Raw genomic sequence first — 21,846 nt, 5'->3', positions numbered from 1 at the left:
TTCATAAACGTTAATTTGTCAAGCTAGTCCTGCAGACTCTTGCTAGACATACAATTGCGTCATTTAATACATACAATCCAGCAAGATTTCCTGTATTCAATGTGGCGGTAGCCTCATTTGAAAAATGTTGAGCATGAATATCAAAAGTGACGCTTTCATTTCTCGTTTTTGCAGTAAATCGCTTAAAAGTTGATCCATGTTCTAACATTACTATCTCTGGTAAATCAGTGATTGTACCTACTAAATCTTTTTTAGAAATATCTAAAACCTTTATGAATTTATAAACATTGTAGCCTATATCTGCTTTTTCAATAAGGAGAGCTCCATAATGGGAGGAAGTGATGGTTACAGCGATTCCAAAAATCCCCTTATTTAACGTAGTCTTCTGTGTATTTACCTCTAGTGAAAGTAATTCCTGGGGTTCCGTTTGGCGTAAACCAATAAAACTTGGTGTACCAATATCGGAAAGTTGAGTCTCAGATCCTATTAGAGTAAGTTGACCCGAGGAGTGTGTAAGACGGTTATTTATACTGTTACGGAGAGTAGTCCATTCTGGATGGAGAGTATTTGAAGTAAAAGTGTCAATAAATGGAGTTAGTTTCTGGGGTGAAAGTATCTTAGCGTGGTATGGAAAGTCTTGTAAGTCCACGGTTTCAGAGGGGATTCCATTATAGATTATAGGCCACTCACTAGACCAGTCAACTGGGTAAAGCAAAGTTTCACGACCTATTGATGTAATTTGAATATGGTTAATAGTTGCTGGTCTAGTTCCTAGGCAGACAAGCCACCAGTTTTCATTTTGATCTTGAAATAAATCTGCGTGTCCGATATTTTGTAGCGGTTCATTTGCTCGATCCCTATTAGTAAATATTGGATTTTTCGGAGCACCTTCAAAAGGTCCCCAAAGAGATTTACTTCGAAACATTGTAATCATGTGACCTTGTCCAGTTCCACCTTCGGCAGCTAAAAGATAGTACCAATTTTTGTATTTGATGATATGAGGCCCTTCAATATCTCTTCCTCCCGTACCTTGACTTATTATTTTTGGTCCCTTAAGAATAGTTCCGCACTCAATATCAATTTCAACTTGTTGAATAGCTTTTGTTCCCTTATCATTAATAAATCCGGTAAATTGGACATAAGTTCTATCATTTTCAAAGAATAAATCTGGATCTATCCCATAGATATTGACTTCAATACGCTTGTCTTCCCATATGATTTCCTGGCCGTCAGGACTCAATCTTCCTTTGATAATAAAGTTCTTGAATTCCGCAAAGTTGGTTGTGATGACATAAAATTGCTCTTTATAATAGCGAATACAAACTGCGAATATACCTTCGTTGGATTTTGATTGACTTAAATCTGCTTGATTTTTGTTTTGAATAATTCCAGGTAATTTTGTCCAGTTTAATAAGTCTTTGGATGTAGAAAGTGCAATACCAGGAAAGTATTCAAAAGTGGAATTTACCATATAAAATGTATCTCCTACGCGTACAATAGAAGGATCAGGATACATACCACGTAGGATTGGATTTTTGTAGGATGTAACAACCATTTTTATTCTCCTTGTCTTTCCCAATTTGAAATAATTTCAGGTAGATTAATGCACGCTGTAGTACGGAATCGTAAATTAGCGTGATCTAATTCTTTGCCACCGATTGCGACGGAGTAAATACCAGCAGCATTGATAGCTGTTACACCCGCAACTGAATCTTCAAAGCCGATACAGTCAGAAGGAGAGAGTCCGAGTCCCGCAGCAGCGACAAGGAAAATGTCAGGTGCCGGTTTTCCTTTGGTCACTTTTGCCGGGTCGGCAATGACATCAAAAGCATCTGATAGTCCAAGTTTTTCAAGGATGATTGGTCCGTTTTTTGATGCAGAAGCCAAGGCTAGCTTGATACCGCTTGAACGAAGTTTAGTAATCAATTCTAAAATACCAGGTAGAATATTTTCGGAATTTAGGACATCCAGTGCTTCAATATAAGCTTGATTTTTTTCAATACATAGCTCATTAAAACAATCAGCCGAAACAGTAATGTCTAAGTAATCCAATATGATTTTAAGCGAGTCTTCACGACTGACTCCCTTAGTTTTCTCCTCGAGCTTATCTGGAAGTTCCGTTTGAAAATATTTTCTAATAAGATTTTTCCAAGCTGAAAAGTGAAAAGCTGCTGTGTCAGCAATAACACCATCTAGATCAAATAATGCACCTTTAAACATAAGATTCCCTTTCTAAAGGAGATTAGGACTAAAGATTACGGATTGCAATTTTCAGTCCCTTACTCGAAATGTGAGAGCTAATTTTCTTTCGTCTAACGTTGAGTGATAACAATGGTATTCATTAAGATATCTTCGACTTTTTTGAGGTTTTCATCCGAAATTGTAATAAATGGCAAGATGCTATTTACTTTAGCCAATGACATTTTTCCTAGGCCGCCTTGTACGGCATCAGGATCATTTTTAAAGAAGGTTAAAATTGGATTCTCGGTGTCAATTTCGTCTATCTTCTCGACTAATAAAGGATCAGACATAATTTCAGAAACGCTTGTATCTTTATTATATCGTTCGATGTAATCGTGGCTAGGGATGTAGCTGATAGTATAGTTTCCGCCAGATAGCTCAAAATGGCCATTGTTATAGTTATTTCCATTTACAGAAACATTTGTCTGCTCCGAACGTGGAAGATGAACATGGGCAGTGCTTCCAAATGGAACAGTAAGATGTATCTTTATAGTATGATTTTCATCACATTCTATTTGGTAGTTTACAGAAATTTTCCCATATGGAGAATCAAAGTAAGATTCTATCTTATCTAGGCGATAGTCAAATTCTGGCGAGAAGTCAAATTCTTTATAGCCAGCTTTTGGATTTCGGATACCCACAACATATTTGTAACCCCATTCCATGATAGCCCCGATTGAATAGTGATTAAGAGAATTCATGCCTTCAGGATTCATGCTACCGGCAGGTTCGACAGAATTCCAACGTTCCCACACAGTTGTAGCACCTAAGTTGACAGCGTAGAGCCAACTAGGGAGGTCTTCATGCAAGAAGATCTTACTTGCCAACTTGTGATGTCCAAATTTAGAAAGAACTTGATTGATATAAGGTGTACCAACAAAACCTGTTTTGAGATGGTCATCGTCCTTATGAAGACGAGACACTAGGTCGTTGGTTACACGATCACGTTGGTCTTCTGGCACGAGGTTAAATTGTAAGGCAAGTGCGTAAGCTGTTTGTGTATCAATTGTCAACTTACCATTTTTAGATATGTACTCATCACGGATAGCTGTTAGGATCCTATCAGATAATTGACTATATATTTCAGCGTCAGTGGTATTACCTAAGAGTTTAGCGGTTTCAGCAATAATGTAAGACGAGTAGTGGTAGTAGATGGAGGCAATGAAGTCTTCATCTGTTTTACCGGTTGGCATAGCCGGATTTTCACCATCGAGAGCTAGCCAATCTCCGAATTGAAAACAGTCGGTCCAAAGATTTGGCGTTTGGGTATTGCTACTAATCCAATTCACCCAAGCTTTCATATCATCATAGTGCTCTAGTAGAAGACTGGCATCGCCAGTTGCCTGATAGCAGTTCCAGGGGATAAAGGTCACTGCATCGCCCCAAATAGCTCCACCTCCATCAGGATTTCTGAATGATGGAGCGTACATTGGTGCGCGTCCATCGTTTAATTGTTGTTCAATTGACAAATCTCGTAGGTATTTGCGGTAGAAGGGATAAACATCCATATTGAAAAGAGCTGTATTTGAGAAAACATTAGCATCTCCTGACCAGCCAAGGCGTTCATCACGTTGTGGGCAATCAGTTGGAACATCAAAGAAGTTACTTTTTTGTCCCCAAATGACGTTTTGGAAGAGACGATTTACTTTGGGATTATTTGTTTCTATCTGCCCTGTTGTTCTCATGTCAGAATATATAACATCCGCTTTAAAGTCGTCCTGGCTGATATTCTCAATCCCCTCTACTTTCAAATATCGATAGCCATAATATGTAAATTTTGGTTGGACCCATTTCTCAACACCGTCTGAAATATACTCGAAACCAGCGCGTGCAGAACGTAGATTTCCATTGTAAAAATTATCTTCTTGTAAAATTTCCCCGACCTGGAGATAGATTTTAGTACCTTTTGGTGTTCTGTTATAAAATCGGAAAATGCCTGCGTGATTTTGTCCAAAGTCTAATACTGTCTCACCAGCAGGTGTATTGAGAACTTCAACAACATCTAAAGTTTCTTTAACTAGGAGTGGTAAACTAAGGCGATCAGTCAGTACTCTGAAGTTACCTTCAACGATGCTAACAGGTTCCCAATCAGTAATTTCGAAGGTGTCATCACGGTCTTCTCCATAGTAGAGTGAAGACTTGGTCACTTGCCCTGCAGTTGTTTCCCAATTTTCATCCGTCACGATGAGGTCAGTCGTTCCATCTTCATATTCTATGTGGTACTCTGCTAAAGCCCTGTGATGATCGCCATAAATACAGTCCATACCCTCGATAAATCCATAGGCTCCCTTAAACCAGCCGTCAGCAGTTGAGATGAGGAGTTCATGAAGCCCTAAGTTTAGATATTCAGTAATATCATAAGTTTGAATTTGTACCCATTGATCATAGGCAGTTTGACCAGGTGCCAAGAATTCATTTCCAACTTTTTTGCCATTGATATAAGTCTCATAAACACCCAGTGCAGTCATGTAAAGGCGAGCATTCTTAACGGGCTTTCCAATTTTAATAGTAGATCGGAAAAGTGTGTTCTGAATGTCTTTATTTAGGTTTGCAATCCATTTCGCTTTAAAAGGTTCTTTCATTTTTCCTGTTTCAAAGAAAGTGTCTGCAGAAACGGTTTCAGTTGCTGATTTGAGGGTAACGGTCACTTCATAGCGTGTGCGAGGAGCTAGTTCTATATCAATGTCAAAAGTATTGTCGTCAAACAAAATATAGTCAGTTTCATAGACTGTCTTCCCAGAAGTTGTAATACGAATCTGTTTTTCGACTTTTTCATATGTATCAGCTTTTACTTTGAAATTTACACGTAAGCTTTTAAGTTCAAAGCCAATTGGTTGTTCCATGTGATTAATTGTTATTGATGTAATATTCATGTTTACCTCTAAATAATTATTGGATTACTTTACAGTTTGGCTACGAAATCCCCACAAAATGGGTCTACTGGGCTAATACCTTCAAATACTTCCTGTCCGCTTATTTTTTTCAAAACGGCACTAACTGTTTCAGGATTGCCAGTATAAGCATTTATAAATGTAGATAGGAAGGGAACATCGTACAGATGATAAGGGTTAGCGGTTGAAACGAAGACAGTTGGAATACTTTTTGCAAACCAAGGCGCATTTGCGGCCATCAATTGAATCCAATTTAATCGAGTTGTTGTTTGGTTAGATGCTGTTTCAATATTTGCGACATAAAAAGCTAAGTCAAACTTAGATTCTAAATCTTCAATGCCTTCTTGGAAAATTTCATGAAAATCCATTTGAAATAGTGTTACTTCAAATCCAAGTTTTTTCAATCCAGCTTCAAACAGGTTGCCGACTTTTCCTCCTTCCTTAAATCCACCTTCGTCAGAATCTCCGAGAACTACTAGTCGAATACGAGGAGTCTTGACAGGCGAAAGTGGAAGAAGTCCCTCTCTATCTTTGACTAGTGTAATAGATTTTTTTGCGATATTAGCAGTTATTACACCATGTTCATCTGTTTTTAATTCAAGTCTGTCTGGAATAGCGATACCCAGGGAATTTTCTAATGTCAACAGATTTTGGGAAACTTTTGTAGCAATTATTCGAGTGACAGCTTCATCCAACCTCTCTTGAGAAATAATTCCAGTCTGCACTGCCCTTGCAATAGCTTCGTAATCTTCATCAATATTCTTATTGAAAAGAATCATATCAATACCTGCATTTATGGTCTCTGGAAGTAGCTCCTGACGCGGAAGTATCACATTATATCCGACCATGGCAGTAGCATCTGTAATTGCTAAACCGTTGAACCCTAATTCTTTACGTAATAGGCCATCAATTAGGAGTTTTGATGCAGATGCAGGACGTAGGTCGGTATCTGATATTTCGGGATTTATTTTTCTTTCCCAAGCTGGTTGGTAAATGTGACCAATCATAATACTTGGTATTCCATCATCAATCATGGCGTTGTATATTTTTCCATAGGAATTTGACCAATCTTCTGCTGAAAGGCTATTGATTGTTGAGAGAAGGTGTTGATCACGATCGTCTACACCATCTCCAGGAAAGTGTTTGATGACTGGGATAACTTTGTTTTCAGATAAACCCTTGGCTTGTTCCTGGGCCATTTTTAGAACTCGATACGGGTCAGAACCAAATGTACGAGTATTAGTAATAGGATTTTTAAAATTATAGTCAATGTCAACAATAGGGGAAAAACTCATATTGCACCCCACTTGGTTGGCTTCATAACTTGCAACTTTTCCAAGTTGATAAGCAGCTTCTGTATCATTCGTTGCTGCTATTTGAAGTGGATTTCCAATCCAAGTTCCTTCACTAATTATTCCATTTCCTCCAGATTCTAAGTTAGCTGCAAAGAAAAGTGGGATTTTAGAGATTCTTTGTATATCTAAAATTTGTTGTTTAATATCCTCAGCACGACCAGGTCTATACATCATACCACCAGGTTTATATTTATTTATAAACTCTTGTAAATTATTGTCCTGACCGATGACAAAGAAGAGCTGGCCAATTTTTTCTTCTATTGACAGATTGGCTACCGTTTGTTTGACAAATGCAACTTGTTCTGGTTTTAGATTATAAGGTTGCTTGGATAAATCTATCATAAATACCTCCATAAATAAATGAAATTGGATAAGTAAAGTTTAGCATATCTCTATTTATAAACAATGGTGGAAAGATATCCTTTATATGTTCATTTCATAGATTCTATCTTGACGATTTAATATAAAATTGTATAATAGAAAAATTAGGAGGGAATTATGGATAGCGCAATACTAGAAATATTAAAAAAACATATTTTTCAACGAAATTGGGAAGATATTGTTGAAAACTTTAAACCTATTCCCGTCACAAGTATTAATGGGGAGCCGGTTTATGAATTTTTTATGAATTTGGATGATAAGTTAGAAATGAATATTCAGCCGGTGGCTTTGTCAGTGAACCCAATAAAGTCATTTGTACCCTATCACTTTCATAATTATGTTGAAATTATAGTAGTTCTCGAGGGTAAGATGATTATTGAACTTGAATCTGGACATCTTCATTTGACTAGAGGGGATATTTTCGTTGCGGGACCACAATTAATTCATAAAAATCGAGAGATAGATGATGATACGTTTGTCTTGAATATTGCTTTAAAAAAGACTGCATTTTCAAATAGTGATTTAGAATATCTGAGAAGAAGTGAGTCTGGGGGCTATTTAACTGATATTTTATTTTTTCTTTCTGATAAGCAAGATCGAGGATATTATACAGTTTTTCACTCAAAAGATTCTGATGGGGTGATGATTACTGTTGCAAATATTATCTATGAGTATTATGAAAAAAATGATATACATTCGAGCCAAATCATTCGTCATGAATTATTAGTTTTATTTGCAAAATTATTAAGATTGGCAGCAAAAAGTACAGACAATATGACCTCGAATAGACAACATGGATTAGAACTTTTGTCATTTCTTCAATATATTGAACAACATTATGCCTCCATTACTTTAGAGGAAATGGGAATACACTTTGGTTTTAATCCAAGTTATTTGTCAACTTACTTAAAGAAGCATACAGGGAAATCCTTTATAAAGCTTGTTCATTTACAACGAGTGAATGTAGCTGCTGACTATCTTTTGTATACAGAAGCACCAATTGAAAAAATTTCTTATCAAATTGGATATGAAAACCCTTCCTACTTTTATCGAATTTTCAAGAAAATAATGGGAACTTCACCAGCAGAGTATCGTCAAGAAAAGCAAAGTATTAACAAAACAAAAGTTGATAGTTAGTTAAAAAAGATGTGGTACAACCTTTCATATGGTAAACAGTTATCTATGAAATGAACATAAGATTTCATGAAATAGAATATAGTTTAAGTTTTTCCAATTGATTATACTGTGTATATAAAAAACGAAACAAGGAGACTTACTTATGGCTAATTTACCACCACAAGAAAAGTTTGACCGCAAATTTGCTTTTTTCCATGCAACATCTGTAAATGGTACTGCGATGATGATAGCTGCTATACTTGCAAGTTATTTTAGTCTACATCTTACAGATACAGTTGGATTAAGTCCGCAATCAGTTGCAGGATTGATGGCAATCTCTACGTTGTGGGATGCAATTGATGATCCACTTATTGGTGTTTTAGCAGATAGAACCAAAACAAAATGGGGGCGATATCGTCCGTACTTTATTCCGGCACCAATTTTATTAACGATTTTCTCGGTTATGCTTTGGCTCAATCCAGGTCTAGGACAATCAGGGAATTGGTGGTATTTCTTACTTGTGTATGTTGGATATCAAATTACAAGTACAATCTATACCATGCCTCAAATGTCAATCCTTCCTGCTCATGTAAAGAGTGATGAGTTTAGAAATAAGATTATTGGTTACGGAGCAGCCTGTACTGCAATAATGTTCACTTTGGGTTCATCATATGCAAACTCAATCAAAAATTTTTTAGGAAATATCTTAGGTATCGAAAATGGATGGATTCCATTGATGTTGATATTAGGTGCACTTTCGTGTGTATCATTCTGGGGGCTATTCAAAACATCAAAAGAAAAATACATTGAGCCGGTACCCGATCGTCCATTAAAGCAAGATTTGGTACGAATTTTGAAACACAAGGAATTATTACCATTCATCATAGTTTGGATTATGGCATCTCTTGGCTATGGCCTTATGTTTGCAACGTCTGTATACTATGTCATGTACTATTTGGCACGTCCTGATTTGATTGAAACTTATATGTTAGTTGTTTCGATGGGGGCTCTCGTATCTATGGTTGTTCTCTTGCCAATCTTCCTACGTGTATTTAAAACAGGTCAGAAGGCGTTAATGGCATCAGTAATTAGTTCGTCCATTTGCTATCTAATTCTTTTCTTCTTCGGAAAATCTAATTTTGTATTCCTCTGCGTTTTGACATTCATTGCGACTGCTTTGGCATCCATGCAAAATGCACTTGTTAATGTGCTAGTAAACGATGCAATCGACTACATTCAGTTTACCGAAGGGATTTCTGCAAATGGTGTGATTTCTTCAATTAAGGGATTTGCTCAGAAAATGGGGAACACAGTTTCCAACTCACTACCATTATTCTTACTAGGATTAGTCGGCTATGTCGCTGGTGCTATTGGCCAACAAAATGAAGGGACATTATTTGTATTGAACTTTATGCGATTCGGTGGTCCGATTGTAACAGGTGCTGTAATGCTACTTTGTTTGCGTTTTAATCCTGTTGAGAAACATTATACTGATATTCAAACTATGAAATCGATGATTCGTGACCATTCTGGCGATAACCACGAAACTTGATTATATTCAACGGCGATTATATCAATTATATAGCGGCAACGACTCGCTTGAATTTAATCAGCTGAGTCGTTTTTCATTCGATAGAAAGAGGAACTATATGAAACAGCAACTATTTAATGATGACTGGTATTTTTGGAAGGGCGGAGACTCCTTTGCCTTGGTTTGGGATGTTCCTGAATCAGCTAGAAAAATATGCTTACCACATGATGCGATGATTGAAGAAAAAGCCTACTCTGGCTGTAGAAATGGGAGCAATACTGGCTTTCGTGATGGTGGTAATTATGTCTATCTCAAAACGCTTACCGTAACAGAAAAAGAACTCTCTGAACACTCTATCTTGAAATTCGAAGGTTCATACATGAATACCTTTGTTTATGTAAATGGGCAACTGGCAGGAAAACATCACTTTGGCTATACAACATTTTACGTACCTATTCACGAATTTCTGCACATTGGAGAAAATGAAATCCGCGTTCAAGTACGTAATGGTGCTATGAGTAACAGTCGTTGGTATTCAGGTAGCGGACTCTATCGTGATGTTTATCTTTTGACAAGTCCTGCTCTCCATATAACACAAACTGGTGTTCAGGTAAAAACGATTGAGCTTGACAATAAGTTTGCTTTAGTTGAAGTAGCTACCCCTATTGAAAATCTAACTGAAAAATCTAGTCAGGTTGATTTAGATATCGAAATTCTAGATCCAAATGGAAATCTAATTCAGGCAGAAAGCAGACCGTTATTTGTTAGGTCAGGAGAAAGGGATACTTTCAGAATTCAGTTGGTGATTGCCCAACCAAAAACTTGGACAGCAGAGTGTCCTAACTTATACCATTTAAAAGTAAGAATTGTTCAAGGTGGAGATACCATTGATTCAGACAGTACAAATTTTGGTATTCGTACCATTAATGTGGATAGTAAGCGTGGATTCCGTATTAATGGTCAAACTATTAAGCTTCGTGGTGCTTGTGTCCATCATGATAGCGGTCTGCTTGGTGCAACAACCTATGAAGCTGCTCACCGCCGACAGATTACCATTTTAAAAGATGCTGGCTTTAATGCTATTCGTATGGCTCATCATCCAGCAGCACCAGCACTTTTAAAGATTTGTGATGAATTAGGTATGTATGTCATGGATGAGACATTTGACATGTGGACGCGTTTTAAGGGTGACTTTGATTACAGCTTGTTTTTTGAAGAAAGCTGGCGTAAGGATGTAACCGCAATGGTAAATTCCGATTTTAATCATCCATCAGTTGTAATGTATTCAATTGGTAATGAAATTCCTGAAATCGCAACACAACACGGTAGTCGCCTTGCTAAAGAAATCCATGACCATATCAAATCTCTTGATAATAGTCGACCGACTTTAGCAGGAATTAATGGGGTATTTGCGTCAGGTGATAGCATTCCCCAAATCATGATGGATGTGGTTGCTGAGAATGTGCGACAAGGTAAGAAAATAGAAGGGAATGTCAATAACTTTATGACACTCCTCGATAGCCATCTAGATCAAATCGTAAATCATCCAATTATTAGTAAAAATTTAGAAATCGCAACAGCCAGTACTGATATTGCAGGTTATAACTATATGACCGCTCGTTACGAAAATGACAGTAAGATATATCCAAACCGTATTATAGTTGGGTCAGAAACCTACCCACCAGAGATTGCTCGAAATTGGGAATTGATAAAAAAATTACCCAACCTTATTGGTGATTTTACTTGGACAGGATGGGATTATATAGGAGAAGCTGGTGTTGGAATTCCTGCCTATAAAGGGGGAGAAGGAGGTTTTGGTGCTAACTTCCCATGCCAATTAGCTTATACAGGTGATATAGACATTACTGGTTTCCGTCGTCCTCTATCATACTATAGAGAAATTGTCTTCGGACTTAGAAAAGAACCTTATATCGCAGTCCAAAATCCACACTATTACGGTAAACATTTGATTAAAACCCCATGGGTATTGTCTGATACTGTTTCATCTTGGACCTGGTCAGGAGTTAATGGAAAGCCAGTTATAGTTGAAGTGTATGCACCTGGCGATGAAGTTGCACTTTATTTAAATGATAAATTGATTGCTAAAAAAGCAATCGGTGAGTCAATTGGTTATAGAACGCTATTCGAAACGATCTATCAGCCAGGTGTGTTAAAAGCAGTTAATTACCAAGGTGGAGAAGTTATTTCAGAAACTACACTTAAAACCGTAGATTTTGAGTCATTGAAACTTGTCAATCGTGTTACAAATTGGGGGGATTTGACCTATATTGATCTTTCATTTGAAGACGCTTTTGGAAATACTCTCAATGATAAAGAACACTCATTAACAGTTAGTCTTGAAGGGGCTAACCTAATTGGTTTTGGCAGTGGAAACCCCAAATCATTAGACAATTACCAAAATGTGACTACAAGAACATACAATGGTCGAGCACTTGCAATTGTAAGAAAAGTTTCTGTTTATTCCACACTTACAGTTGTTAGTGAAAATGAGACAATTTTTATTGATTTATAAAGGTGAAAACAATGGACAAACTTGAAATATTTGCTGATTACTCCGCTTATCAACTAAAAGAAGGAACTTGGGTCATAAATTTTATGAGTGGCAGTCAGAATATCTACCTGCTTGAAGGATCCGAGAGAGCGATGTTGTTAGATACTGGCTATGGTTCGGGAACGCTTCGAGACTTCGTAAGGACCTTAACTGACAAGCCGCTCATCTGTGCAAACACTCATTTTCATCCAGACCATTCAGGTGGAAATGGTGAGTTTGAGGAAGTTTACGTTTCTGTAGGGTACCGAATCGATGACCTTTCTGTGTCAGAAAATAAGGGACCTTTTGATATTAAATCTCTCCCATTTCCAAATTATAAGAAAATTATCTTGAATCCTGGCGATACGGTTGATTTAGGAAACCGAGTGATTGAATTGTTAGATGTTAAGCCAGCACATTGTAATTCCTCGTTATTTTTCTTTGATGCCCAAGAACGTCTTATGTTCTGTGGGGATGAAATGGAGGCGGCTCAGGTTATCCTCTATGAGAATTCTCGTAATCCTGAAGAAGAAAAACGTTACGATGTTAAGCAACGCCTTTTGAATTTTATGTATAATACTGAGTTATTGAAAGCATATTCAGAAAAATATGACTATCTTTTGCCGAATCATAATGGGGCGCCTATCGCTAAATCATATTTAGATGACTACATCGGTTTGATTGATGGCATTTTTGAAGGTAGAGCGATTCTAGAAGATCAGTTAAATCATCGTTTTATCGAAATGGATCCACGAGCGAGTAATTTCTGTAGGATCCGAAATGGCCAAGGTTCTATCATAATAGCCAAAAATGAGGTATTAAAAGTGTATGGGAAGGGATACTAGGTGATGTCTGTGAAACCACGTACAATTGTAACAACGGATGGTGAGATTGATGATTTCAACTCATTTATACGATTATTGCTTTACACAAACGATATAGACCTAGAAGGAATTATTCTTACGAGTTCTAAGTTTCATTATCGTGGAACTTCAAATAAACCAGCCCATAGATGGACTGGAACAAGATGGATACCTGAATTGATTGATAATTATGCTAAGGTTTATCCTAATCTGATTAAACATGATGCGAATTATCCAAGTCCAGAATATTTGCATAGTATCTATAAAATTGGCAATATTTCAGATGCTGGTGAGATGGAAATTGTGACTGAAGGTTCGGAGCATATTGTTCAACTGCTGTTAGATGAGGATCCGCGACCGATTTTAATTCAGACTTGGGGTGGGACCAATACTACAGCACGTGCCTTGAAAAGTATCCAAGAACGCTTTGAAGGAACATCGGAATGGAATAGGATTAGAGAAAAAGTCGAGACAAAGGTAATTTTATATATCATACTCAATCAAGACGAAACTTTCGATGAATATATTTTTCAGAATTGGAAATTAAGGGTAATAAACGACTCGTCAAATTTCGGCTATTTTGCATATGTTTGGAAATCCCTTCCGAAAGAAATTCGAACAGTTTTGGAACCAGAATGGTTTTTATCAAATATAAAGGGAAAAGGAGCATTATTGGATAAATATGCTCTGATTGGTGATGGTCATTATCTTTCTGGTGAGGAAGAACGGTTTCAATTTGGTAGACAATCTTATCTAGATAGCCATCCTGATATTCGACGCTATGAATTCATTTCAGAAGGAGATTCACCTTCATATTTTTATCTCCTGTCCCTAGGACTTAGAAAAATTGAAGATCCAACAAGTGGTGGTTGGGGAGGTCGATTTATAAAATCTACTGATGGAATATATGAGAATATTTGCGCAGACTACAATCCTTTGACACAGCAATTTGAAATAGAATACGGATTTACACGCTGGATTAATGATATTCAAGCAGATTTTGCTGCTCGTGCAGAATGGTGTGTCGCAGATGATTTTAAACAAGCAACGCACTACCCAAAAATACATGCGGAGAAAACTCATTTATCTGTAAAACCTGGTCAGGTTATTACATTGACTGCTCCTTCCTGTGACCCAAATGGGCTAGAATTATCTTATAAATGGTATTGTTATTTTGAAGCTTCATCCTATTGGGATTTCCATAAAATCGATTTACAACCTGTCTTCAGCAAACTAGGTGACATGGAAATACAAATTAGTAAACATTCAAAGAAAATGTCCTTACCTGCTGAACTTCATATTAGCGGAGTAACTACAGATACAGTTTCAATGACAATTCCTAGTGACGCAGAAGTTGGAGATGATTTCCATATTATTCTAGAAGTTCAAAATGATGCTGCGAAACCACTAAAATCTTACCAACGGTATATTTTGAAAGTTGAATAAATTTATTTTGACTATTCATTTTCAATAAGAAAGAATCTAAAACATCTGCATATATTAACGAGCAACACCGTTTCGGAATTGCTCGTTAATATTTCTTTATAATAGTTATATTCGATACGAAAGTACTGTGTTCCAATTAATTTTATAATAAATGAAACTAATGTTAGATTGAAATTCAAAAAATACTAATTTCAACTATACAATTCACAATTTTTTTGATGATTTTATTACGACCTTTGTTTCAAGTATCCATTAAACCATTTCCAGACTTTATAGTGTTAATAATAAATTTTTTTGAACTTTATTCCACCATCAACTTTCGATAATGGCTTGGTGTGATTTGATATTGTTTCTTAAAAATTCGATAAAAATGACTTTCACTAGAATAACCAATTTGGTCAGCGATTTCATTGATGGCTAAATCGGTAGTGGCTAATAAACGCTGTGCAAGCCTCAGTTTCTCTTCCGTAATGTGCTCAGAAATTGTTCTTCCTGTTGTTTTTTTTATATGTCTGGAGAGGTAGCTTGAGCTATATGATAATGCTTGAGCGATTTGTTTTTGGGTGATTGTAGAAGCATTTAATCTGATGAAATTTAAACAGGCACTTGTCAACGGATCAATTGGATTTGTTGACTTTTTCTTTTCAATTTGATTGAGACTAGCTAGAAATTGAATCAAACTTCCTAAGATATTTAGATTGGTTTCACACCTTGCTTGGACAAATTCATCTAGAAAATTAGTTAATGTTTGTTCAACTGAGTAACTCTCAGATGGATGGTTAAAATGAAAATGTGTCGCTTTTTCAAAAATAGATAGAGGTTCTGTTAGTAGGTTTAGTTTTTGAATAAGATCTGGATGAAACAAAAAATCAATTACAACTGGCTTTTTGTCCTCGAAAGGTGCTAGCAAATGTTCATCACCGACAGGAATGACACTGAGATCTCCAGCCGACATAATAATTGGTTCATGATTAATAATGTGTACTAATCTACCTTCCACAATGTAACAAATCTCTAAATAGTCATGAAAATGGAGTTTTGCAGGGGCATTTAAAGAATGATAAACTAGGGAAAAGGCGGTGTTTGAAGGCATTCCTATTCCTGACAATATATCATTCAACGCAAAAAAAGTGCAGATTCTCTTAGTTTGACAAATGGTTGAAAATCCTTATCTTGATAAACATAACGACTGTCCACCACATCTTCGTCAAAATGTGGAAGATTACTCAAAATTGTATTAGAAATCATATACACCTCACAATGTCATAATATCACAGTTTTTGGCAAAAATCTACCATTGTTAGCGGTTGCTATTAGGTATATGATAGCAGTGTAAATAAAACGCGTTGAACTTACCAAAAATGATTTATACAAATAAGGAGAATGTATCATGAATACAAGAACCAAAATAGGGGTAGTCAGTATGGTCTCCCTCAATCTTTCTGGTGTTGTTGCAGGTTCTGCAATTGCATCAATCGCACAATCTTTCCCAGATACTCCAATATCAACTGTACAACTCTTGATGACTCTTCCAGGGCTGGGTTCATTATTTGTTACTCTTATAGCTGGGCAACTCGCCATGAAAATTTCTAAAAAAACACTATCTTTGCTTGGCATCGCTCTTATTACAATAGGTGGTCTACTACCTTCAATATTTAATCAATCTATTTACGGAATGATGCTTTGCTCAATCGTTTTAGGGGCTGGTTTGGGCTTTGTCACTACAATAAATCCGATGCTGGTTTCAGAGTACTTTGACGGTGAAGAACGCTCTAGTGTAATGGGCATGAGTACCGGTGCGACTTCTTTGGGAGGTATGATTTTGATGGCATTAGGTGGCGTACTTGGTGCTTCAAATTGGCGTCATCTTTATTGGGTATATAGTATTGGTGTTCTGGTATTTCTTATTATCTTGTTTTGTCTACCTAAGGATAAGCCTCGTCTAAATAATCCAGATGTCCAAGTTAAGAAACAATCTGCGATCAAAATGATAAAAGAATTAAATCCTTATACACTTGTCATCTATGTAGCTATTTTTGTGATGGTTGTTGCTTATAATGCTTATATGGCTAACCTCTCCTTGGTGGTGTTTGAAAAGCAAATTGGTGATACTGCTCTTGTTGGGCTCATCAATGCTGTTGGGACTGTTGGTGGCATTCTGGCAGGATTTGGCTTTGCAGTTATTCGAAAATTAACCAAGCCAAATACACTAGCTTTTGGCTTTATCTGCACTGGTTTATCATTGTTAATTACGTACTTGGGTCAATACATTGTCTTCCTCATCATTGGCGCTATTTTATCTGGGATTGGAATGGTTGCAGTGATGGCAAGCTCCCCATTTTTGCTTTCCATGTTATCAAACCCCCACCATATTCCGATTGTCATGACTATTTATGCTTTCGTGAATGGTTTTGCTGGGGCATTCGCACCGACAATTATCAGTAGTCTCGGTGTTGCTGTCGGAGGTCCATCTTTATTCTTTGGATTTGTAATCGCGACTGTCACAGGACTTGTTTTATTCATTCTTCAATTTGGAAAACGAACAGAAAGCGGGCAATTATTACAACCTACGACAATTAACGAGAAAGTGTGATGGATATGAAAAATAAAAAAGAATTATGGGTTGGTCGATGGATATCTGCACCTCATGCAACTGTATCGGAAGAGCCAGAATTCACATTAGAAGAAATGTTTTCAGGAAAACTTCGGCCTCAAAAACCTGTTGAAGAACGGCTACATCCAACAGTCTATTTTAAAAAAACATTTGAAATTGTATCGGACATCAAACAAGCTACTCTCAGTATTACAAGTCAGGGTATTTATCAGGCATACATCAATGGGTCAAAAACGACTGATGCAATTTTTACACCTGATTATACAGAGTATAATGAATTTTTAATGTACCAAACCTATGATGTTACATCCTATCTAAAAAGTGGTTGGAATGTTCTAGCTGTTGAAGTTGCTGACGGTTGGTACGCTGGTAGAATCAGTGTACAGGGAGGAAGTGCTCAATTTGGGAATCAATTAGCCCTATTATGTGAATTAAAAATCACCTTACAAAATGGGCATGTACTTCAAATTGGCTCTGATCAATCTTTTTCTACAGGTACAGGTAAACATGTCTACGCTGATATACAAATTGGTGAAAAACAAGACCTTCGGCTTGAATCGAACTGGCAAACAGATTTACAAGCACTTCCTAAGCAGGCTTTTGAAATTGATGCAGACTATTCTCGACTAACCAAACAGGAAGGGCCAATGGTCTACCGTCAAGAAGTCTTTCCAGGTCAAAAAATATGGGTAGAGGATGATGGTTTAGTGGTAGATTTTGGACAAGTCATCGCAGGTCGTACTCAACTTAAAACCTACTTGGCTGATGGACAAAAAATTGAATTAATTCACGCTGAGACTCTTACTGAAGATGGCTTGTTCTTTAAGAATATCGTTGGGCGTAATAAAGACGCTACTGACGTATTTGTTGGCCGTGGACAGGTTGAATTATTGGAACCTGATTTTACTTTCCATGGTTTTAGATATGTAAAGATAATCGGCTTAGAAACGATTGATTTGAATAATATCCAAGCTGTTGCAATCTACTCGAGTATGAAAGAGACAGGTTCATTCACCACAAGTAATGAAAAAGTCAATCAACTCTTATCCAATATTTTATGGAGTCAAAAGGGGAATATGCTTTCCATCCCAACCGATTGTCCACAACGTGAGCGGGTTGGTTGGACAGGGGATATGCAAGTATTTGCTCCAGCCTCAACATTCTACCTTGATACAAACCGATTTATTGAACGTTGGCTAAAAAATGTCAGAATTTCACAGCGTGAAAATGGAGAAATTGTTGATTATTCTCCAACGCCCAAAGATGCAAAAAACAATGCATTTACAGGAAGCTATTCTTCAGCCGGTTGGGGTGATGCAATTATTATGGTCCCATGGACATTATATCAACGGTATGGGAATAAAACTGTTCTCGAAGAAAACTATGATTCTATGTTGAAATGGTTCAACTATGAACGAAGGAGTGCTGCAGGAAACAAGACAGGAGATGACCAATTTATCTGGGATACACAGTTTCATTATGGAGATTGGATGTTTCCTAGTTTTATGATGTCGAACCCTAATCCCATGAAAACTGCGGAGGTAACGAAAGATTTGGTAGCCACTGCATTTTTAGCACATTCCGCTGAGCTATTAGCAGAAATAGCAGAAATACTTGGAAAAGAAAGTTCAGATTTTCTACAATATGCTGAGAATGTGAAACGAGCATTTACGAAACGATTTGTCACAAGTGATGGAAAATTATCTGCAGATTATCAAGGGTGTTATGTTCTTGCTCTTGCATTCAATTTGGTTCCAGCCAACCTTGAAGCCAGTCTCGTTTCTGAGCTTGTTCGAAAAATTAAAGAGAATGGCAATAAACTTGATACAGGATTTTTATCTGTTCCTTACCTTCTAGATGTCTTATGTGAACACAGTCAGCAGGAATTAGCAAAGTTAGTCTTTTACCAAGAGTCTTGTCCGTCATGGTTTTATGAAGTCAATCAAGGTGCCACAACCATTTGGGAATCCTGGGCAGCCATTCAACCAGATGGAAAAGTAGGAACATTCTCCTTTAATCATTATGCTTTTGGTTGCGTACTTGATTGGATCATACGAGAAACTGTAGGGCTTAAAGCAATAGAACCAGGATATAAAGCTATTCTGATACAACCTTCAGTAGAAATTGTTGAGTCGTTTACATTATCATTTGATTCAATATCTGGTCCAATTCAAATTTCAAAACACAAAAATGAATGGAGTATTTCGACTCCAGAAAATGTGGAGCTTACAGTAGATTTAAGCAAAGTAAATGGTGTTGTAAAAATAGAAGAAAATACATCTAATTAGTAATATGAGAATTAAAAAACTAGCAGCTTCCCAAAACTGCTAGTTTTTTCTTTCCTCCTTCGGTCCATGGCCGAAGGTTTCTTTGTATTTGTCGTAAAAATAGGTTTTATTACTGAAACCAACGCAAAGAGCAATTTCTTGGATTGGTAATTGCGTCGTTTTCAATAATAGTTGAGCCTTCATCAGTTTGCGTTGATTCACTAATTGTGTAAAGGTTTGACCAGATTCTGTCTTGATGAGATTGCTCAGATAGTTTTTATTAAAATTTAAGCGTTGAGCCAGTTCAGCTAATCCAATCGAGGCATATTCACGGTCGATAATCTTTAATACTTGAGCGTAAGTTGACTCCTCTAATTGTAAATCAACGGTTTTTTCAACGGTTGGCAATAGCCGAGCCAAGTGATAGAAAAAGAGGGGCAGGTAATGTTTTAACATTTGTTGTGAAAAGTCTTGTGGCAAAAAATATTCGGTCATCATTTCCAGTACAATTTGGCGGACAGGGGAATCTTCCTCAGTATGTAGAAGTAGGAAATTATTCCGCTTAAAATGTTGAGAAGAGTCGGATAGTAAAAATTGGTAGAGAAGACTGTTTTCGCCTTGGAGCTGTTTGAGCCAATTGATGGACACGCCCTTATTTTGAAACAGTATATTGATCAAGATATCTTCATCTCCGAGCGCCTCAATCGAGTGCCGACTCTCCACATCCATGAGAAGTATATCCCCTTCTTTTAAATCAAATAGTTGATCGTTGATTCGTTGGCGACAATGGCCTTTATAGACATAATTAATCTCCAAAAATTGATGGGTATGCTCAGGGTAAGGTGCATAACGACTGTGCTTGCTCATGAAAATATCTTTATTTTGAAAGAAGAATTGTTGAGATACTTTGGGCGTATGGCTGGCGGATTGGATATCCAAATAATCTGCCACAAATCCCTGTTTCTCCTGAAGCAATTCATGATCCGTTTTAGCAAATAATAGTTGGTCTAATTGATTCATATCCTTATCCCCTGAACTGTATATTTGATACGTTTTCTATGTTATACCGATATTGTACCATAAATCAAAATAAGGTTAAATAGAAGTATCAAAAAACAAAGGAGAATTCTCATGACTTACCATGTTGCAATTGATATTGGGGCATCCAGTGGGCGTGTCATGTTGGCCAAAAAAGATGAAGGGTTACGCTTAGAAGAAATCCACCGCTTCAAAAATGGGTTTACTAAGGTAGATGGGCATGACAGATGGGATATTGATCAGCTAGTTAAGAATGTATTGATTGGTCTTGAAAAAGTGAAACAGCGAGGGGTTGAGACCTGTACAATTGGTATTGATACCTGGGCTGTGGACTATGTTCTTCTTGATGACAAGGGAGAGCTTTTAGGACAGCCAGTTGCCTACCGTGATGCTAGAACTCAAGAGGCGATGGATCAAGTCTTCCAACAGATTCCTAAGGAAACCATTTACAAGAAAACTGGCATCCAATTTCTCAACTTTAATACACTCTACCAGTTATTTGTAGAAGATGAAAATTTATTGGGAAAAACAGAGAAAATCCTCATGATTCCTGACTATATCGCCTACAAATTGACAGGCAGAATGGCAGGGGAAGTCACCAACTGGTCAACGACCCAATTTTTAAATCTAGGAAGTCGAACATATGACAGGGATTTGTTGGAAATGTTACACATCGATACCAGCAAGTTTCCTGATTTGATTGAGGCTGGTGAGGTTATTGGAGCCCTCCAAGTAACTGGTTATGATGTGCCAGAAGCACAAGTCATCGCCGTCGGTACGCATGATACGGCCTCAGCTGTTGTAGGTGTACCCGCTACCAGCAAAAACTGGGCTTACATCAGTTCAGGCACCTGGTCTTTAATCGGTGTTGAAACCAAAGAGCCTATCGTCAATCAGGCCAGTTATAGAGCCAACTACACAAACGAATGGGGAGCTTACCAAACCTACCGTTTCCTAAAGAATATCACAGGCATGTGGTGTGTTCAGGAAATTGCCCGTCTCACTAACTATCAGTATTCATTTAAGGAAATGGCAGAGCAGGCGGCACAAGTTGAGCCATTCTTGCAAGAGATTGATCTAAATGACGATCGATTCACCAATCCAGAAAATATGATTGAAGAAATCCAAGAGTCATGTCGTGAAACAGGTCAGATTGTACCTGAAAGTATGGGAGAGTTGGTCATGGCTGTTTATTCTAACCTTGCCAAAGCCTACGGACGAGAATTGAAACAGCTGGAGGAATTGACAGGACAATCAATTGACTGTCTACATAGCGTGGGCGGTGGCTCCAATGTCACCCTTCTCAATCAACTAACTGCTAATGTTATCGATAAGGAAGTGATTGCAGGACCAGGAGAGGCAACCGCAATTGGCAATATTCTTGTCCAAATGATTGCGACAGGAGAGTTTGAAAATCTCAGTCAAGCTAGAATCTGGTTAGAAAACACATCATGTTTTGAATGTTGTATTCCGCAAAAATAAAGGAGAAAAATAAATGAAAGCAGAACAAATAAAACAGGCTTATCAAGTCGCTAAAGAACGCTATGCAGCT

At 37.3% G+C, this 21,846-nt stretch carries 15 protein-coding genes; 8 read left to right on the top strand and 7 right to left on the bottom strand.

Annotation, left to right across the window (positions count from 1 at the left end):
- Positions 1 to 10: 10 nt before the first annotated feature.
- The 4 genes from F9856_RS02695 to F9856_RS02680 form a co-directional block, all read right to left on the bottom strand.
- Positions 11 to 1,555, bottom strand: a complete 1,545-nt coding sequence (locus tag F9856_RS02695; RefSeq protein ID WP_202105647.1) for a glycoside hydrolase family 43 protein — start codon at positions 1,553 to 1,555, stop codon at positions 11 to 13.
- A gap of 2 nt (positions 1,556 to 1,557) precedes the next feature.
- The gene (gene pgmB, locus F9856_RS02690; RefSeq protein ID WP_202105646.1) at positions 1,558 to 2,220 is read right to left on the bottom strand and encodes a beta-phosphoglucomutase; all 663 of its coding nucleotides are present in this window, start codon (positions 2,218 to 2,220) and stop codon (positions 1,558 to 1,560) included.
- Positions 2,221 to 2,312: 92 nt separating this feature from the next.
- Entirely contained in the window at positions 2,313 to 5,114 is a 2,802-nt protein-coding gene (locus F9856_RS02685) for an alpha-L-rhamnosidase (RefSeq protein WP_202105645.1), read from the bottom strand.
- Positions 5,115 to 5,143: 29 nt separating this feature from the next.
- Complete coding sequence (locus tag F9856_RS02680; RefSeq protein WP_202105644.1) at positions 5,144 to 6,829, bottom strand: glycoside hydrolase family 3 protein; 1,686 nt, start codon at positions 6,827 to 6,829, stop codon at positions 5,144 to 5,146.
- Between the two features lie 156 nt (positions 6,830 to 6,985).
- Here F9856_RS02680 and F9856_RS02675 point away from each other — a divergent pair, with 156 nt between their 5' ends.
- The 5 genes from F9856_RS02675 (at position 6,986) to F9856_RS02655 (ending at position 14,375) form a co-directional block, all read left to right on the top strand.
- A complete protein-coding gene (locus F9856_RS02675) occupies positions 6,986 to 8,005 on the top strand; it encodes a helix-turn-helix domain-containing protein (RefSeq protein WP_202105643.1) in 1,020 nt (339 codons plus the stop codon).
- 142 nt (positions 8,006 to 8,147) lie between these two features.
- Positions 8,148 to 9,536 carry an MFS transporter gene (locus F9856_RS02670; RefSeq protein ID WP_202105642.1) on the top strand — a complete coding sequence of 463 codons (1,389 nt, stop codon included), beginning with the start codon at positions 8,148 to 8,150 and terminating at the stop codon, positions 9,534 to 9,536.
- Between the two features lie 97 nt (positions 9,537 to 9,633).
- Positions 9,634 to 12,048: a glycoside hydrolase family 2 TIM barrel-domain containing protein gene (locus F9856_RS02665; protein WP_202105641.1), complete on the top strand. Its 2,415-nt coding sequence runs from the start codon at positions 9,634 to 9,636 to the stop codon at positions 12,046 to 12,048.
- Between the two features lie 11 nt (positions 12,049 to 12,059).
- Positions 12,060 to 12,911, top strand: a complete 852-nt coding sequence (locus tag F9856_RS02660) for an MBL fold metallo-hydrolase (protein WP_202105640.1) — start codon at positions 12,060 to 12,062, stop codon at positions 12,909 to 12,911.
- A gap of 3 nt (positions 12,912 to 12,914) precedes the next feature.
- Complete coding sequence (locus tag F9856_RS02655; protein WP_202105679.1) at positions 12,915 to 14,375, top strand: DUF1593 domain-containing protein; 1,461 nt, start codon at positions 12,915 to 12,917, stop codon at positions 14,373 to 14,375.
- 301 nt (positions 14,376 to 14,676) lie between these two features.
- Here the strand turns inward: F9856_RS02655 and F9856_RS02650 are convergent, their stop codons facing one another.
- Positions 14,677 to 15,495 (bottom strand): helix-turn-helix transcriptional regulator, encoded by an 819-nt coding sequence (locus F9856_RS02650; RefSeq protein ID WP_202105639.1) that lies wholly within the window; start codon positions 15,493 to 15,495, stop codon positions 14,677 to 14,679.
- Complete coding sequence (locus tag F9856_RS12275; protein ID WP_268933440.1) at positions 15,492 to 15,623, bottom strand: hypothetical protein; 132 nt, start codon at positions 15,621 to 15,623, stop codon at positions 15,492 to 15,494. The genes F9856_RS02650 and F9856_RS12275 overlap by 4 nt, the downstream gene beginning before the upstream one ends.
- A 142-nt stretch (positions 15,624 to 15,765) precedes the next feature.
- On the opposite strand from F9856_RS12275, the gene F9856_RS02645 reads away from it, so the two are divergent.
- Together F9856_RS02645 and F9856_RS02640 are read left to right on the top strand one after the other, a co-directional pair.
- Positions 15,766 to 16,968 (top strand): MFS transporter, encoded by a 1,203-nt coding sequence (locus F9856_RS02645; protein ID WP_202105638.1) that lies wholly within the window; start codon positions 15,766 to 15,768, stop codon positions 16,966 to 16,968.
- Positions 16,969 to 16,973: 5 nt separating this feature from the next.
- Positions 16,974 to 19,277, top strand: coding sequence for an alpha-L-rhamnosidase (locus F9856_RS02640; protein WP_202105678.1), 2,304 nt, complete (start codon positions 16,974 to 16,976; stop codon positions 19,275 to 19,277).
- Between the two features lie 39 nt (positions 19,278 to 19,316).
- Here the strand turns inward: F9856_RS02640 and F9856_RS02635 are convergent, their stop codons facing one another.
- Positions 19,317 to 20,276: an AraC family transcriptional regulator gene (locus F9856_RS02635; RefSeq protein WP_202105637.1), complete on the bottom strand. Its 960-nt coding sequence runs from the start codon at positions 20,274 to 20,276 to the stop codon at positions 19,317 to 19,319.
- 111 nt (positions 20,277 to 20,387) lie between these two features.
- Here F9856_RS02635 and rhaB point away from each other — a divergent pair, with 111 nt between their 5' ends.
- Positions 20,388 to 21,776, top strand: coding sequence for a rhamnulokinase (gene rhaB, locus F9856_RS02630; protein WP_202105636.1), 1,389 nt, complete (start codon positions 20,388 to 20,390; stop codon positions 21,774 to 21,776).
- The last annotated feature ends 70 nt before the right edge of the window (positions 21,777 to 21,846 follow it).

The organism is Streptococcus suis, from assembly GCF_016743335.1.
Classification (GTDB): Bacteria; Bacillota; Bacilli; order Lactobacillales; family Streptococcaceae; genus Streptococcus; species Streptococcus suis_Y.
Note: the sequence above shows the minus strand (reverse complement) of the source record. Positions and strands in the feature narration are given on the sequence as shown.